This is a genomic window from Pedobacter cryophilus (assembly GCF_005116455.1).
In the GTDB taxonomy this organism is placed as follows: Bacteria; Bacteroidota; Bacteroidia; order Sphingobacteriales; family Sphingobacteriaceae; genus Pseudopedobacter; species Pseudopedobacter cryophilum.
The window spans coordinates 110,412-126,509 of sequence record NZ_SWBP01000007.1 but is presented as its reverse complement, the minus strand read 5'-3'; the positions used below and the strand labels follow the sequence as shown (position 1 = coordinate 126,509).

Below are 16,098 nucleotides of genomic sequence, written 5' to 3'. Positions count from 1 at the left end.
TAAAACCGATGCCACTTGTAACGCCACTTCAACCGGAAGCGTAACTGCGGGAGCAGTAAACAATGCAGTTGGAACAATAACCTACATTTGGAAAAATAGTGCAAACGTAGAAGTCGGTACCACAGCAACTATAAACAATCTGCCAGTAGGAGTTTACACTTTAACAGTAACAGATGATTGTTTTATCAGAACCAACACCGTAACGATAGCAGAACCAGCCGCCTTAACCTTAGCCATCTCGACAAAAACCGATGCCACCTGTAATGCCACCTCAACCGGAAGCGTAACCGCCGGAGCAATCAATAATGCAGTTGGAGTCTTAACTTACAGCTGGAAAAACAGTGCAAACGTAGAAGTTGGAACCACAGTAACCGTAAATAATTTACCGGCAGATACCTACACGCTTACAGTAACAGATGATTGTTTTACCAGAACCAATACAGTAACAATAGCAGAACCAGCTGCCTTAACTTTAGCGCCATCTACTAAAACCGATGCCACCTGTAACTCTACTTCAACTGGAAGCGTAACTGCGGGAGCAGTAAACAATGCAGTTGGAGTCTTAACCTACAGTTGGAAAAATAGTGCAAACGTAGAAGTCGGTACCACAGCCAACGTAAACAATTTACCAGCAGATACCTACACGCTTACAGTAATAGATAATTGTTTTACCAGAACCAACACCGTAACGATAGCAGAACCAGCTGCCTTAACTTTAGCGCCATCTACAAAAACCGATGCCACTTGTAACGCTACTTCAACCGGAAGCGTAACTGCCGGAGCAATAAACAATGCGGTTGGAGTCTTAACTTACAGTTGGAAAAACAGTGTAAACGTAGAAGTCGGTGCCACAGCAACCGTAAACAATCTACCAGCAGACACCTATACGCTTACAGTAATAGATAATTGTTTCACCAGAACCAATACAGTAACAATATCAGAACCAGCCGCCTTAACTTTAGCCACATCCACAAAAACCGATGCCACTTGTAACGCCACTTCAACCGGAAGCGTAACTGCGGGAACGGTCAATAATGCAGTTGGAGTCTTAACTTACAGCTGGAAAAACAGTGCAAACGTAGAAGTTGGAACCACAGTAACCGTAAATAATTTACCGGCAGATACCTACACGCTTACAGTAACAGATGATTGTTTTACCAGAACCAATACAGTAACAATAGCAGAACCAGCAGTTTTGGCCGTAGCCGAAACCCAAACTAATGTTAAATGCTTTGGCGAAGCGACAGGAAATATCAACATCAGCGTAGCTGGCGGAACATCGCCATACACTTATAGCTGGAGCAACGGCTCAACAAGTAAAGACATCAACAACTTAATAGCCGGAACTTATACTATAAACATTACGGATGCTAACGGATGTGCCGTTTCAAAAACGGTAACCATCACTCAACCGACAGCACCATTAAGCATCACTGAAACCCATGAAGAGGTAAAATGCTTTGGCGAATCCACAGGAAATATCAATATCAGTGTAACTGGCGGAACATTGCCATACACTTATAGCTGGAGTAACGGTTCAACAACAGAAGACATCAACAACTTATTAGCAGGAACTTACACCGTCAATATTACGGATGCAAATAGATGTACCGTTTCAAAAACGATAACAATTACACAACCGACAGCACCGTTAAGCATTACTGAAACACATGAAGAGTTAAAATGCTTTGGCGAATCCACAGGAAATATCAACATCAGTGTAACTGGTGGAACTGCACCATACACTTACAACTGGAGCAATGGCTTAACAACTGAAGACATCAACAACTTAATAGCAGGAACTTACACCGTCAATATCACAGATGCTAACGGATGTGCCGTTTCAAAAACGATAACCATCACTCAACCGACTGCAGCATTAAGTATTACAGAAACCCAAACAAATGTTAACTGCTTTGGAGAAGCGATAGGAAATATCAATATCAGTGTAACTGGTGGAACAGCACCCTACACTTACAACTGGAATAATGGCTCAACAACGGAAGATTTAACTAATCTCACTTCAGGAACTTATACTATAAACATTACGGATGCAAATGGATGTACTGTTTCAAAAACGATCATTATCACTCAGCCATCTGCACCATTAAGTATCACTGAAACCCAAACTAATGTTAAATGCTTTGGCGAAGCGACAGGAAATATCAATATCAGCGTAGCTGGCGGAACATCGCCATACACTTATAGCTGGAGTAATGGCTCAACAACTGAAGACATCAACAACTTAATAGCAGGAACTTACACCGTAAATATCACAGATGCCAACGGATGTACTGTTTCAAAAATGATCATTATCACTCAACCGATAGCACCATTAAGTATTACAGAAACTCAAACCAATGTTAACTGCTTTGGAGAGGCGACAGGAAATATCAACATCAGCGTAACTGGCGGAACATTGCCATACACTTATAGCTGGAGTAACGGCTCAACAACTGAAGATTTAACTAACCTCATAGCCGGAACTTATACCGTAAACATCACCGATGCCAACGGATGTGTCATTTCAGAAACGATTACTATTACTCAACCGACAGCACCGTTAAGCATCACTGAAATTCATACAAATGTGAGCTGTTTTGGTGGTGCAAATGGAACTATTAATATCAGCGTAAGCGGTGGAAAAAGTCCTTACGTTTATTCATGGAGTAATGGTGCTACCACAAAAGATTTAAGTGCTTTGGCTGTTGGGAATTACACTTTATCGGTTACAGACGCTAACAATTGTGTATCAGTAATTACGGTTGTAGTTGAGCAACCCTTGGCGCCTTTGCAACTAACAGAAGTTCATCAAGATATTACTTGTTTTGGAGAAGCTGCCGGATCTATAGTTTTAACAGTAAATGGAGGTACAGCTCCTTATACTTTCCTGTGGAATAATAACGCAGTATCTAAAGATTTATCAGGATTAAAAGCGGGTATTTATTCAGTAGTCATCACTGATGCAAAAGGCTGCACCATCGGTAAACAAATCCAGGTTAATCAACCAGCTGCTCCTCTTACTATCTCAGAAACTCATCAAAATATAAACTGCTTTGGTGAGCAAACCGGAAGTATTTCTATCAATGCCTTGGGAGGCACTGCACCTTATACTTATTCTTGGGTAAATGGGGGTACATTACAAAACTTAGTTAATCTTTCGGCAGGAACTTATCAAGTAAAAGTAACTGATAAAAATGGTTGTACCGCCATTAAACAAATTCAGATTATTCAGCCTAACGCCCCTTTAACATTAAGCGAAACTCATATTAACAATGTTTGCTTTGGCGATAAAATTGCGAAAATAGATGTGACCGTAACTGGCGGAACTGCTCCTTACACTTATTTGTGGAATAACGGACAAACCACTCAGGATCTTAACAATTTAGGTTCGGGTAATTATCTATTAACGGTAACAGATAAAAATAACTGTACACAAAATATCAGCGTAAGCATTACTCCAATGCAACCTTTTGTAATTGTAGAAACAGTACAAAATGTAAAATGCTTTAATGATAATTCAGGTAGCATTAGTCTTAATTTAAGCGGAGGCAAAGCGCCTTATACAGTAACATGGGTAAATGGAGCTTCTGGTCCACAAATTAACAATTTAGCTGCCGGTAATTATACCTACAAAGCAGTAGATGCTTATGGTTGTACGCTTCAAAAAACAATAAGCATCACACAGCCAGCGCCACTTGCAGCTACTTTAAACATTACCAATACTTCATGTAAATTCATATCTGATGGTGCTATAGAAGCGGTAATTTCAGGCGGGACTAAACCCTATTCCATTTCATGGGATGATGCAAACGGTGGAATTAGAACTTTTGCAAATAACCAAAAAGCAGGTCGACATACCGTAAGAATTGTGGATGCAAATAACTGTTCTATTTTGCTTTATGGAGTAGTATTAGAAGGAAATTGTGCCCCAACAGCAGATAATGATCGTTATTCAACTATGGAGGATACTCCTATCACAATTAATACACCCGGGGTAATTGTTAATGATAATGATCCAGATCAGGATATAATTAAAATTTCATTGAATACCGTGAAAGACCCTGGAGCCATACAAGGCACAACCAGCGGAAATAATATTGCTTTTAATACCATGAATGGATCTGTAACCTTAAACAACGAAGGCTCGTTTACTTACACCCCAAAGAAAAATTTCTATGGTACAGAAAAATTTGTTTATAAAGTTTCTGATGGCGACCTCATGTCAAACTTTGCAACCGTTTTTATAGATGTACTTGCTGTAAACGATCCTCCGGTAGCTAATGATGATAATTTTATAACATCAGAAGATATTCCTGTAAACGGTTCTGTTATAGCAAATGATTCAGATCCAGATGCTGATCCTTTAATTTATTCTTTAGTGAACGCACCAGTACAAGGCGCTTTAACTTTCAATTCAGATGGTACTTTTAGATATATACCACCTGCAAATTTTAGTGGAATCATTACTTTTATCTATCAGGTTTGTGATCCTTCTGGTGCTTGTGATCAGGCTACTGTAACTATAACGGTATCTCCGGTAAATGACCCACCAATTGCCGAAGACGATAGGTTTAAAACAGAAATTAATAAACCTGTCAGTCAAAAAGTGACCGATAATGATACAGATCCAGATGCTGATCCATTACAATTTTCAGCACTTACTCAGCCAGCAAATGGAACGCTTATTTTTAATACCAATGGTACATTTGTTTATCAACCAAACCCAAGCTTTAAGGGCATAGATTCCTTTACTTACCAAGCCTGTGATCCATTAGGTTTATGTGATAATTCCACCGTTACTATTTTGGTTCAGCCAATTGTTACTGTAAATCTAACACCATCAACCGGGGTAATTAAAGAAGGAGAAAAAATTAGCATTACTGCCACTTTAACCCAATCAATATTAGAAGATGTGACCATTACTTTAGCATTTAATGGCACTGCAACGCCTAATTTAGACTATACTATAACTGGCAATTATATCTCTATTTTAATTCCTGCTGGTCAAACCAAAACCTCACAAGAATTTACTATTAATGCTATTAATGATGCCCTGCAAGATCCAGGCGAACAAGTAGAAGCAAGTATTACCACAACATCTTCAACTTTTGTTTTAATAGGGACAGGGTCTACAATTGCTATTACAGACGTTTATCCTGTAATTAAACCTACCACGCCAGATGAAAACCCAGATATCAATCCTGATCCATTGGTTTCTCCAAACCAAGACGGACAAGGTAACGAGCGTTTTATTATTTACAACATTAGTAAATATCTAGACAATGAAGTGCTAATTTTTAACCGTTGGGGGAATGAGGTTTATAGAGTTAAAGGTTATAATAATGATGATAAAGCATTTGGCGGTTTTGCCAACGTGGGGATCCTAACAAATGCTAACAAAGAATTGGTAGATGGCGTGTATTATTATATTATTTACACCACTCAAAACAACGCAAGGAAGCTCAATAAAGGATATTTAATTTTAAAAAGATAATTTTTGGGCGTTCCCCAAGCTGCGCAAGGGTCTGGCTTTACGCTAAATCTTTTTGGCCAAAAAGCCAAAAAGGATATCGCTTCAATCCAATAACGCGATACAAGTGCTCGAACAAAAAAATCAAACATTATCATCAAAAAGCTTAATTTAATTTTCATATTGTATGCTTTACACTATATTTGCGCCCTAAAGCATTTGGAATGGAAAAAATAAGTGCCCCTATAAATTATTTACCCATTATTATTCAGTTAGTTGTAGCATTTGGTTTTGTGGCTTTCACCATGATTTTAACCCACATGATTGGGCCAAAAAGAAAAACTACCGATGTCAAATTAACCGCTTTCGAATCAGGAATTGAAGTTATTGGAAATGCTCGTCAGCCCTTTTCTATCAAGTATTTTGTGGTAGCAATTGTATTTGTGCTGTTTGATGTGGAAGTAATATTTATGTACCCTTGGGCTGTAAATTTTCGTGAATTTGGCTTAAATGGCTTAATTGAAATGTTTATTTTTATGGGAACCCTTCTTTTGGGCTTCATATACATTGTAAAAAAGAAGGCTTTAGATTGGGATTAAAGTAGAATTATTCTAAATAAGAATCATCAACATTGTTTAAGATGAAATCTTAATAAATTTGGGGCTTGTTGAAACATCAGCGAGCCTTTTTAGTTTTATCAAAGAGGATAAGAGAATTATGAGTGATATTAATTTAGTCGAAGCTCCAGCAGGAGTAGAAGGAGCAGGTTTTTTTGCTACCTCCTTAGATAAAGTGATAGGGATGGCAAGAGCCAATTCTCTGTGGCCATTACCCTTTGCAACTTCTTGTTGCGGAATAGAGTTTATGGCGACTATGGGCTCTCATTATGATTTTTCTCGCTTTGGTGCAGAACGTCCTTCTTTTTCTCCTCGTCAGGCAGATTTACTAATGGTGATGGGAACCATCGCTAAAAAAATGGCACCTGTTTTAAAACAAGTTTATATTCAAATGGCCGAACCACGTTGGGTAATTGCTGTTGGTGCTTGCGCATCAAGTGGAGGTATTTTTGATACTTATTCTGTTTTACAAGGAATAGATGAAATTATACCTGTAGATGTTTACGTTCCAGGTTGCCCTCCAAGACCAGAAGCCATCATCAATGGATTCAATAAAATCCAAGATTTGGTTAGAAATGAATCTTTAAGAAGAAGAGATTCGCCAGAATATTCAGAATTATTAGCTAAATACGGAATCCAGTAATGGGTAAGATATCTAATCAACATATTATAGATCAATTAACCGCTCAATTTGATGGTCAGTTTACTGCTCCAACAGAGCCTTTTGGTTTATTAACCTTAGAAACTTCTACAGGTACTATTAATTCGTTATTAACGTATTTAAAAAACGATAAAGAACTAAGCTTTAATTATTTAACAGATATTACTGCGGTTCACTATCCAGAATTGGAAAAAGCTTTGTGCGTAGTTTATCATTTGCACAGCTTAACCAATAATGTAAGAATTAGAATCAAAGTGTTTATGCCAGTTTCTAACCCAACCATTCCTACAGCAACTACTTTATGGGAAGGTGCAAACTGGATGGAAAGAGAAACATTTGATTTTTTTGGAATACAATTTACAGGTCACCCAGATTTAAGAAGAATCTTAAATGTTGATGATATGACTGTTTTCCCAATGAGAAGAGAATACGCTTTAGAAGATCCAAACAGAGTAGATAAAAAAGATTTTTTCTTTGGACGTTAAGTAACTTAAATGAGCAATTTTATCACAGAAATCACTCCAAACCGTCCGGTTTATACAGATAATGATCCGCAAGGAGATTTTTCTACTTTAAACCTTGGCCCAACACATCCTGCAACACACGGCGTTTTTCAAAATGTGTTACAAATGGATGGTGAGCGCATTGTAAGCGGAGTTTCTACCATAGGTTATATTCACAGAGCTTTTGAAAAAATAGCAGAACATAGACCTTTTTACCAAATTACCACATTAACAGACAGAATGAATTACTGTTCGTCTCCAATCAATAACATGGGTTGGCACATGACAGTTGAAAAACTCCTAGGTATTGAAATGCCCAAAAGAGTAGATTATTTGCGTGTGATTGTGATGGAATTAAGTAGAATTACCGATCATTTAATTTGTAACGGAATTTTAGGTGTTGATACAGGCGCATTCTCTGGTTTCCTTTATTTAATGGAAGAAAGAGAACATATTTATGAAATATTTGAAGAAATATGTGGAGCAAGATTAACCACCAATATTGGTAGAATTGGCGGTTTTGAAAGAGACTTTAACGACATTGCTTTTGCTAAGATTGAAAAGTTTTTAGTAAAATTTCCTCCTATTTTAAAAGAATTTGAACAACTTTTTAACAGGAATAGAATATTTATAGAACGTACCTCAGGTGTTGGAGCGGTTGATCCAGAAACTGCATTAAATTATAGCTGGAGCGGTCCAATTTTAAGAGCTACCGGTGTAGATTATGATGTTCGTGTAAACGAACCTTATTCTTCTTACCAAGATTTTGATTTTGAAATTCCCGTAGGAACAAAAGGAGATGTTTATGATCGTTTCATTTTAAGAAACGAAGAAATGTGGCAAAGCTTAAGAATTATTGAGCAAGCCATGGAGAAAATAAAGAAAGAGCCAAAAGGAATTTTCCATGCCAATGTTCCCGAGTTTTACTTACCTCCAAAAGAGCAAGTGTATAACAATATGGAAGCGTTAATATATCACTTTAAAATTGTGATGGGCGAAGTGGATACCCCAAAAACAGAAGTTTACCATGCTGTTGAAGGTGGAAATGGCGAATTAGGTTTTTATTTAATTAACGATGGTGGCAGAACACCTTACCGTTTACATTTCCGCCGACCAAGTTTTATCAATTATCAGATGTATGCGCCAATGAGTCGTGGAATGTTGTTGTCTGATGCCATCATCAATATGTCGAGTTTGAACGTTATAGCAGGAGAATTAGATGCTTAAAGTGGAAGAAACACAATCAGTAGAATTTTCTACTGAACTGGTAAATAAGTTTGCGGAAATTGTTAGCCGTTATCCAGAAGGGAAAGAAAAATCGGCTTTGCTTCCTATTTTACATGAGGTGCAAGCAGTAAATGGTTGGTTAAGCTCTGTTGCAATGGATAAAGTGGCAGCTTACTTAAATATTGCCCCTATTGAAGTTTATGAAGTGGCTTCTTTTTACAGCATGTACTTTCTTAGGCCACAAGGTAAATTTGTTTTAGAGGTTTGCCGTACCGGACCATGTTGTTTAGTTGGTGCCGAAAAGATTATAGATTACATTGGTGAAAAACTAGGGGTAAAAGAAGGAGAAGTTACAGCCGATGGTTTGTTTAGTTATAGAGGAGTAGAATGTTTAGCCGCTTGCGGTTTCGCACCAGTTCTGCAAATTGGACCAGAATATACTTTCTACGAGAATTTAACAACCAATTCTGTTGATCAATTGATCTCAGATTTAAAAGATAAAGCGAGTAAATCATAAATTATGGGTCGCAAATTATTATTAGAACATATTAACGTACCGGGAATTAACACCCTAGAAGTTTACCGTAAAACGGGAGGCTACAGGGCTGTTGAAAAAGCGATTAAAACCATGTCGACAGATGAGGTGGTGGAAGAAGTGAAGAAATCTGGTTTACGTGGTAGAGGTGGAGCAGGTTTTCCTACCGGGATGAAGTGGAGCTTTTTGGCCAAGCCAGAAGGTGTAGCTCGTTATTTGGTATGCAATGCTGATGAATCTGAGCCAGGAACTTTTAAAGACAGGTATTTGATGACAAACATTCCTCATGCTTTAATTGAAGGAATGATTGTTTCTAGTTATGCACTTGGTGCAAATACCAGTTATATTTATGTAAGAGGAGAAATGATGCCTCAAATCCGAATTTTAGAGAAGGCTATTGCCGAAGCTAAAGCTGCTGGATTTTTGGGCAAAAACATATTAGGTTCTGGTTACGATTTAGAATTATACGTTCAGCCTGGTGGTGGAGCTTATATTTGTGGAGAGGAAACAGCGCTTTTAGAATCTTTAGAAGGAAAAAGAGGAAATCCAAGAATTAAACCTCCTTTCCCTGCAATTGCAGGTTTATACGGTTGCCCAACAGTGGTAAACAACGTAGAATCTATTGCAGCAGTGGTTCCAATTATTAATGATGGCGGAGAAGAATATGCTAAAATTGGAATTGGCCGTTCAACAGGAACTAAATTAATCTCAGCTTCAGGGAATATCAACAAGCCTGGAGTTTATGAAATTGAATTAGGAGTTTCTGTAGAAGATTTTATTTATTCTGAAGAATATTGTGGTGGAATTGCAAACGGAAAAAGATTAAAGGCGGTTGTTGCCGGAGGCTCTTCTGTGCCAATTTTACCAGCTAATTTAATACTGAATTTGGTAAATGGCGATAAGCGTTTAATGTCTTATGAGTCATTATCTGAAGGTGGTTTTACAACTGGAACGATGTTAGGTTCGGGTGGATTTGTGGTTTTAGATGAAGATCAGTGTATTGTTAGAAATACCTGGAATTTCTCTCGTTTTTATCATCATGAATCTTGCGGTCAATGTTCTCCTTGTCGTGAAGGAACAGGCTGGATGGAAAAAGTATTGCACCGTTTAGAGAACGGACATGGTAAAATGAGTGATATGGATTTATTGGTAGATGTTTCTAAGAAAATAGAAGGAAACACCATTTGCCCATTAGGTGATGCCGCAGCTTGGCCTGTGGCCAGTGCAATTCGTCATTTTAGAGATGAATTTGAATGGCATGTAAGAAACCCAACATTAGCAGTTAAAGAAAATTTTGGATTAGCACATTATGCAGATCCATTGCCAGAATTGGTATCATAAAATAATCTTCGGATTGTGAACAGTAGGGATAATCCTCGGATTATCCGTTTTAGAATATTGAATTTGTAGAAATAATCCTCGGATTATCTAACACACCATATAGGTTTTGCGTGAGGGATTGAAGCGGCATCCTTTTTTGTTATCCTGAGCGGAGTCGAAGGAAGAACAAAAAAGATATAGCGTAAAGCCCGACCCTTTTTTGGGACACGCCCAAATAAGTACAATGAAGATACGCTTAGGCTGATCTTAATTATAGATGAACATTTTAAATTTTTTAAAATTGTCTGAAAAAGTAAAAGTAACAATAGACGGGATGCCCGTTGAAGTAGAGCCAGGAACCTCAATTCTAAATGCCGCAAGGCAAATAGGTGGAGATATTGTGCCGCCAGCCATGTGCTATTATTCTAAGTTGGAAGGTAGCGGAGGAAAGTGCCGTACATGTTTGGTAAAAGTGAGCAAGGGTTCTGAAAAAGACCCTCGTCCGATGCCAAAGTTGGTGGCCAGTTGCCGTACCAATGTGATGGATGGGATGGAAGTGCAAAATATTACTTCGCCAGAAGTGGTTGAAGCAAGAAGAGGCATTGTGGAAATGTTATTGATTAACCATCCGCTAGATTGCCCTGTTTGTGACCAAGCCGGCGAGTGTCATTTGCAAGATTTAGCTTATGAGCATGGTGCTGAAGCTACCAGATATGAGTTTGATAGAAGAACTTTTGACAGAATAGATATTGGCGATAAAATTCAACTGCACATGACGCGTTGTATTTTATGCTACCGTTGTGTTTTTGTTGCAGATCAAATTACAGAAAACCGTGTTCACGGTATTTTGGGAAGAGGAGATCATGCAGAAATTTCTACTTATATAGAAAAAGCAATTGATAACGATTTCTCTGGAAATGTAATTGATGTTTGCCCTGTAGGTGCTTTAACAGATAAAACTTTCCGTTTTAAAAACAGAGTTTGGTTTACAAAGCCTGTAGAAGCGCATAGAGATTGCCCAACTTGTTCTGGTAAAACCACTTTATGGTACAAAGGAGAAGAGGTTTTACGTGTAACAGCCAGAAAAGATGAGTTTGGTGAAGTGGAAGAATTTATTTGTAATACCTGCCGCTTTGATAAAAAAGAAACTAAAGATTGGGTAATTGAAGGTCCAAAAAAGGTTTCTCGTCAATCTGTTATCAATTCTAATCATTATGATCAATTGCAACCAGCCCAAGTGGTGAAGAAAAATTTGGAGTTAATGGAAGCAAATAAAGAACAATTCGAAAGAGCAACTAAATTTTAATGGAAGTAGCATTTTTAATAGAAAAGCTTGTTTTAGTTACGGTACTGTTTACATTAACGCTAACTATAGCCGCTTACTCCACCTGGGCAGAACGTAAAGTTGCGGCTTGGTTACAAGATAGAGTAGGACCAAACAGAGCTGGAATTTTTGGTTTATTGCAACCGTTGGCAGATGGTGGAAAGATGTTCTTTAAAGAAGAAATTATTCCTAGTGGTGCCAATAAATGGTTATTTATAGCAGGGCCTTCTTTGGCTTTATTAACTTCTTTTTTAGGAGTAGCGGTCATTCCGTTTGGCCAAGATGTGGAGTTATTTGGAAGAATAGTTCCCATGCAAATTGCCGATATTAACGTAGGGATTCTTTACATTTTTGGAGTAGTTTCTTTAGGTGTATATGGCATTATGATTGGTGGTTGGGCATCTAATAATAAGTATTCTTTAATGGGAGCCATTCGTGGAGCTTCTCAAAACATTAGCTATGAAATAGCAATGGGACTTTCTATTATCGCTTTGCTTTTAGTAACCAATTCATTAAGTTTTAAAGTTATTGCAGAGCAACAACATGGTTTAAACTGGAATATTATTTATCAGCCTTTGGGCTTTTTAATATTTTTGGTTTGTGCTTTTGCCGAAACTAATCGTGTTCCTTTTGATTTACCGGAATGTGAAACCGAATTAATTGGTGGTTATAATACCGAGTATTCTGCTTTTAAAATGGGAGCTTACATGTTTGCAGAATATATCAACATGTTTGTTTCATCAGCAGTAATGGCAACGTTATATTTTGGAGGATACAATTATCCGGGAATGGATTTTGTGAACGAAACATTAGGCGCTACTTGGGGCCCTTTGGTTGGAGTAGCAGTTTTGTTCTTCAAAATTATTGCATTCATATTCTTTTTTATGTGGGTGAGATGGACTGTTCCCCGTTTCCGTTATGATCAGTTGATGGATTTAGGTTGGAAAGTATTAATTCCTTTGGCAATTGCCAACATCGTAATTACGGCAATTGTAATTACCGTAGTTGATAAATTATAAATATTAGATTTTACCTTCCCCTCCTTTTGGAGGGGAGTGAGGGGAGGCATTATGGAATCATTAAGTGGTAGAAAAAAAGTACTAGAACAAAAACCAATGAATTTTATGGAGCGGATTTATCTGCCCGCAATTTTCAAAGGAATGGCTATTACTTTTATGCACATGTTTAAAAAGAAAGAGACTATTCATTATCCAGAGCAAGAAAGAGAATTTTCTGAAAATTGGAGAGGAATGCATTCTTTAAAAAGAGATGAGCAAGGAAAAGAGCGTTGTACCGCTTGTGGACTTTGTGCTTTGTCTTGCCCTGCCGAAGCTATTACCATGATTTCTGCAGAAAGAGAAAAAGGAGAAGAGCATTTATACAGAGAAGAGAAATACGCCGCAGTATATGAAATTAATATGCTGAGATGTATTTTTTGCGGTTTGTGTGAAGAAGCTTGCCCAAAAGAAGCAATTTATTTAGACGGTCCAATTGTACCGGCTGATTTTTTACGTAAAGATTTTATTTACGGGAAAGATAAACTAGTGGAAATGCCAATTAATGAGTTGGAAGCTTTAAAAGCAGTTACTCATTAGATATTAGTTAATAAATAGCATAAGTTAAATCAAAAATTTTACCTTTGCCGTTCAAAAAAACGGTAATAGTTTTTCAAATAGATGAGTTTATTTTACTTAGTCGCATTTTTATCCATACTATTTTCACTCTTGGTAATTTTTGTCAAGAATCCGGTTTATAGTGTTTTAGCTTTAATTGCTACCTTTTTTACTTTCACTATTCATTATATTTTACTGAATGCTCAGTTTTTAGCAGTCGTAAACTTTATTGTTTATATGGGAGCAATTATGGTGCTTTTCCTTTTTGTTTTGATGTTAATGAATCTGAACAAAGATACAGAGCCTGTAAAATCTAACCTCCTTAAAATTATAGGAGTTGTTGCTGGAGGAAGTTTATTGGTAACCTTAATAGGCGCCATTAATGCAATCCAAACTTCAGAAGTGAGTAAACTGCCTAATTCTGATATTGGTTTAGTAGAAAACTTAGGGAAAGTACTTTTTAGTGAATTCCTTTTACCATTCGAATTAACATCCATCTTATTGTTTACCGCATTAGTTGGAGCCGTATTATTAGCTAAAAAAGACAAAAGAACTCAAAATGGATAACATTACTTCAACCATTCAAGTAGTTCCACTTAATCATTACATTTTATTAAGTGCAATCATATTTAGTATTGGTGTAATTGGTGTTTTAATTAGAAGAAACGCCATCATTATTTTTATGTGTGTAGAGTTAATGCTAAATGCAGTAAACTTGTTATTGGTTGCTTTTTCTGCCTACAGCGGAGATGCTTCAGGTCAGGTTTTTGTGTTTTTCGTTATGGCCCTTGCTGCTGCGGAGGTTGCCGTAGGTTTGGCCATTATTGTAATGGTTTATAGAAATACAAGTTCTATAGATATCAATGTTTTGAACAGGTTAAAGTGGTAATTTTTTATACAGCTAGATGATAGACTTAGTTTGGTTAATTCCTTTATTTCCTTTTATAGGTTTCTTAATTAATGGTTTGGGGAGAAATTTTCTTCCTAAAGTTGTGATTGGGTCTATAGCAAGTTTAGCCGTTTTGGCTTCATTTGGGGTGAGTTTGGGAATATTTTTTGAATTTAATGCCACAGAACCAGTAATCATTAATTTATTTGATTGGATTAAAGTTGGAGGAATTGATATTCCATTTTCATTCCAGATAGATCAGTTGAGTATTTTAATGCTACTTATTATTACAGGAATAGGATCTTTAATTCATATTTATTCTGTGGGTTACATGAGCCACGATGCAGGTTTTGGAAAGTTTTTCGCTTACCTTAATCTCTTTGTATTCTTTATGTTGCTATTGGTTTTAGGATCCAATTATGTCATCATGTTTATTGGTTGGGAAGGCGTAGGATTATGCTCTTATCTATTAATAGGATTTTGGTACACCAATGCTAATTACGCCGATGCTGCTAAAAAAGCCTTCATCATGAATAGAATTGGTGATTTAGGCTTTCTCTTAGGTGTGTTTTTAATTATAAGCACTTTTGGAAGCGTTTCTTTTGCAGAGATCTTTCCAAAAGCAGCAGGAATGATTTCTGGAGATGCTACCCTTACTTTAATTACCATATTATTATTTATAGGTGCTATTGGTAAATCTGCACAATTGCCTTTGTTTACTTGGTTGCCAGATGCAATGGCTGGTCCAACACCAGTTTCAGCTTTAATACATGCTGCAACTATGGTAACAGCAGGTATTTATATGATAGCAAGATCTAATATCCTGTTTACGTTATCTCCAGTAACCATGAGCATTATTGCTGTAATTGGTTTAGCTACAGCTATTATTGCCGCTATTATTGCGTTAACCCAAACAGATATTAAAAAAGTATTGGCTTATTCAACAGTTTCTCAATTAGGATACATGTTTTTAGGCTTGGGAGTTGGCGCATATACAGGTGCATTTTTTCATGTATTAACACATGCTTTCTTTAAAGCTTTATTGTTTTTAGGAGCAGGTTCTGTAATTCATGCTATGAGTGATGAGCAGGATATGAGAAAAATGGGTGGATTGAAAAGCAAATTACCAATTACCTTCTTTACTATGTTAATGGGAACTTTAGCCATCTCAGGTTTACCTCCATTCGCAGGTTTCTTTTCTAAAGATGAAATATTGGCTCATGTTTATGAACATAACAAACTTCTTTGGATTATAGGGTTATTGGGCGCATTATTAACTGCTTTTTATATGTTTAGAATGATGTTTTTAACTTTCTGGGGATCTTTTAGAGGGACTGAAGAACAAAAGCATCATTTACATGAATCTCCAATATCTATGACTTTACCCTTAATTATACTAGCAGTACTTTCTGTAGTAGGTGGTTTTATTGGAGTTCCAGAGGTTTTAGGCGGTGGGCATTGGTTAAGTCATTACTTAGCGCCAGTTTTTGAAAGTTCAACCTCAAAAATGGGAGAGTTAGCTTTAGATCATACCACCGAATATATGTTAATGGGTATTTCAGTTGGTGGAGTAGTTTTAGCTATACTATATGCTTACATTAAATACATTAAAAATAATCACGTTCCTGTTTTAGATTCCGAGCCACGTTCGGCTTTAGCTAAAATATCTTATAGCAAATTTTACTTTGATGAGTTTTACAATGCCATTATTCAAAAGCCTTTAGATGCCCTTTCTGGATTTTTCTATAAAGTGATAGATAAATCTGGAATTGATGCTTTAGTAAATGGTTTAGGTAAAGGATCAATAGAAGCAAGTAAAACATTAAGGTTATTACAAACCGGAAATGTTGGCTTTTATATTTTTGCCATGGTGATAGGCGTGATAGCGCTATTGTTATATAGTTTTTTTAAATTTTAGGATTCCGAATTAAAGAAA

13 protein-coding genes are annotated in these 16,098 nt (G+C 36.9%); all 13 read left to right on the top strand.

All coding sequences use genetic code 11. From position 1 onward, the window contains the following. Positions 1 to 5,497: Ig-like domain-containing protein (locus tag FA046_RS16020; protein WP_136827550.1), on the top strand; the 5,497-nt coding region annotated here is incomplete at its 5' end. A 200-nt stretch (positions 5,498 to 5,697) separates the two neighbouring features. Continuing rightward, positions 5,698 to 6,072 (top strand): NADH-quinone oxidoreductase subunit A, encoded by a 375-nt coding sequence (locus tag FA046_RS16015; protein WP_136827549.1) that lies wholly within the window; start codon positions 5,698 to 5,700, stop codon positions 6,070 to 6,072. Between the two features lie 118 nt (positions 6,073 to 6,190). Next, entirely contained in the window at positions 6,191 to 6,733 is a 543-nt protein-coding gene (locus FA046_RS16010) for an NADH-quinone oxidoreductase subunit B (protein WP_136827548.1), read from the top strand. Then, positions 6,733 to 7,236, top strand: coding sequence for an NADH-quinone oxidoreductase subunit C (locus FA046_RS16005; RefSeq protein WP_136827547.1), 504 nt, complete (start codon positions 6,733 to 6,735; stop codon positions 7,234 to 7,236). Before FA046_RS16010 ends, FA046_RS16005 begins: the two co-directional genes overlap by 1 nt. A 9-nt stretch (positions 7,237 to 7,245) precedes the next feature. Further along, positions 7,246 to 8,481 carry an NADH-quinone oxidoreductase subunit D gene (locus FA046_RS16000; RefSeq protein ID WP_205943687.1) on the top strand — a complete coding sequence of 412 codons (1,236 nt, stop codon included), beginning with the start codon at positions 7,246 to 7,248 and terminating at the stop codon, positions 8,479 to 8,481. Beyond that, positions 8,474 to 8,998, top strand: coding sequence for an NADH-quinone oxidoreductase subunit NuoE family protein (locus FA046_RS15995; RefSeq protein ID WP_136827546.1), 525 nt, complete (start codon positions 8,474 to 8,476; stop codon positions 8,996 to 8,998). Before FA046_RS16000 ends, FA046_RS15995 begins: the two co-directional genes overlap by 8 nt. A gap of 3 nt (positions 8,999 to 9,001) precedes the next feature. Further along, positions 9,002 to 10,357: an NADH-quinone oxidoreductase subunit NuoF gene (gene nuoF / locus FA046_RS15990; RefSeq protein WP_136827545.1), complete on the top strand. Its 1,356-nt coding sequence runs from the start codon at positions 9,002 to 9,004 to the stop codon at positions 10,355 to 10,357. A 256-nt stretch (positions 10,358 to 10,613) separates the two neighbouring features. Then, positions 10,614 to 11,642, top strand: coding sequence for a 2Fe-2S iron-sulfur cluster-binding protein (locus FA046_RS15985; protein ID WP_136827544.1), 1,029 nt, complete (start codon positions 10,614 to 10,616; stop codon positions 11,640 to 11,642). Next, positions 11,642 to 12,679, top strand: coding sequence for an NADH-quinone oxidoreductase subunit NuoH (gene nuoH, locus FA046_RS15980; RefSeq protein ID WP_136827543.1), 1,038 nt, complete (start codon positions 11,642 to 11,644; stop codon positions 12,677 to 12,679). The genes FA046_RS15985 and nuoH overlap by 1 nt, the downstream gene beginning before the upstream one ends. A gap of 51 nt (positions 12,680 to 12,730) precedes the next feature. Next, positions 12,731 to 13,255 (top strand): NuoI/complex I 23 kDa subunit family protein, encoded by a 525-nt coding sequence (locus FA046_RS15975; RefSeq protein WP_136827542.1) that lies wholly within the window; start codon positions 12,731 to 12,733, stop codon positions 13,253 to 13,255. Between the two features lie 81 nt (positions 13,256 to 13,336). Continuing rightward, the gene (locus FA046_RS15970; RefSeq protein WP_136827541.1) at positions 13,337 to 13,840 is read left to right on the top strand and encodes an NADH-quinone oxidoreductase subunit J family protein; all 504 of its coding nucleotides are present in this window, start codon (positions 13,337 to 13,339) and stop codon (positions 13,838 to 13,840) included. Further along, on the top strand, positions 13,833 to 14,162 hold the full coding sequence (gene nuoK, locus FA046_RS15965; RefSeq protein WP_136827540.1) for an NADH-quinone oxidoreductase subunit NuoK: 330 nt from the start codon (positions 13,833 to 13,835) through the stop codon (positions 14,160 to 14,162). The genes FA046_RS15970 and nuoK overlap by 8 nt, the downstream gene beginning before the upstream one ends. A gap of 16 nt (positions 14,163 to 14,178) precedes the next feature. Continuing rightward, positions 14,179 to 16,080 carry an NADH-quinone oxidoreductase subunit L gene (nuoL, locus tag FA046_RS15960; protein WP_136827539.1) on the top strand — a complete coding sequence of 634 codons (1,902 nt, stop codon included), beginning with the start codon at positions 14,179 to 14,181 and terminating at the stop codon, positions 16,078 to 16,080. Positions 16,081 to 16,098 lie beyond the last annotated feature (18 nt).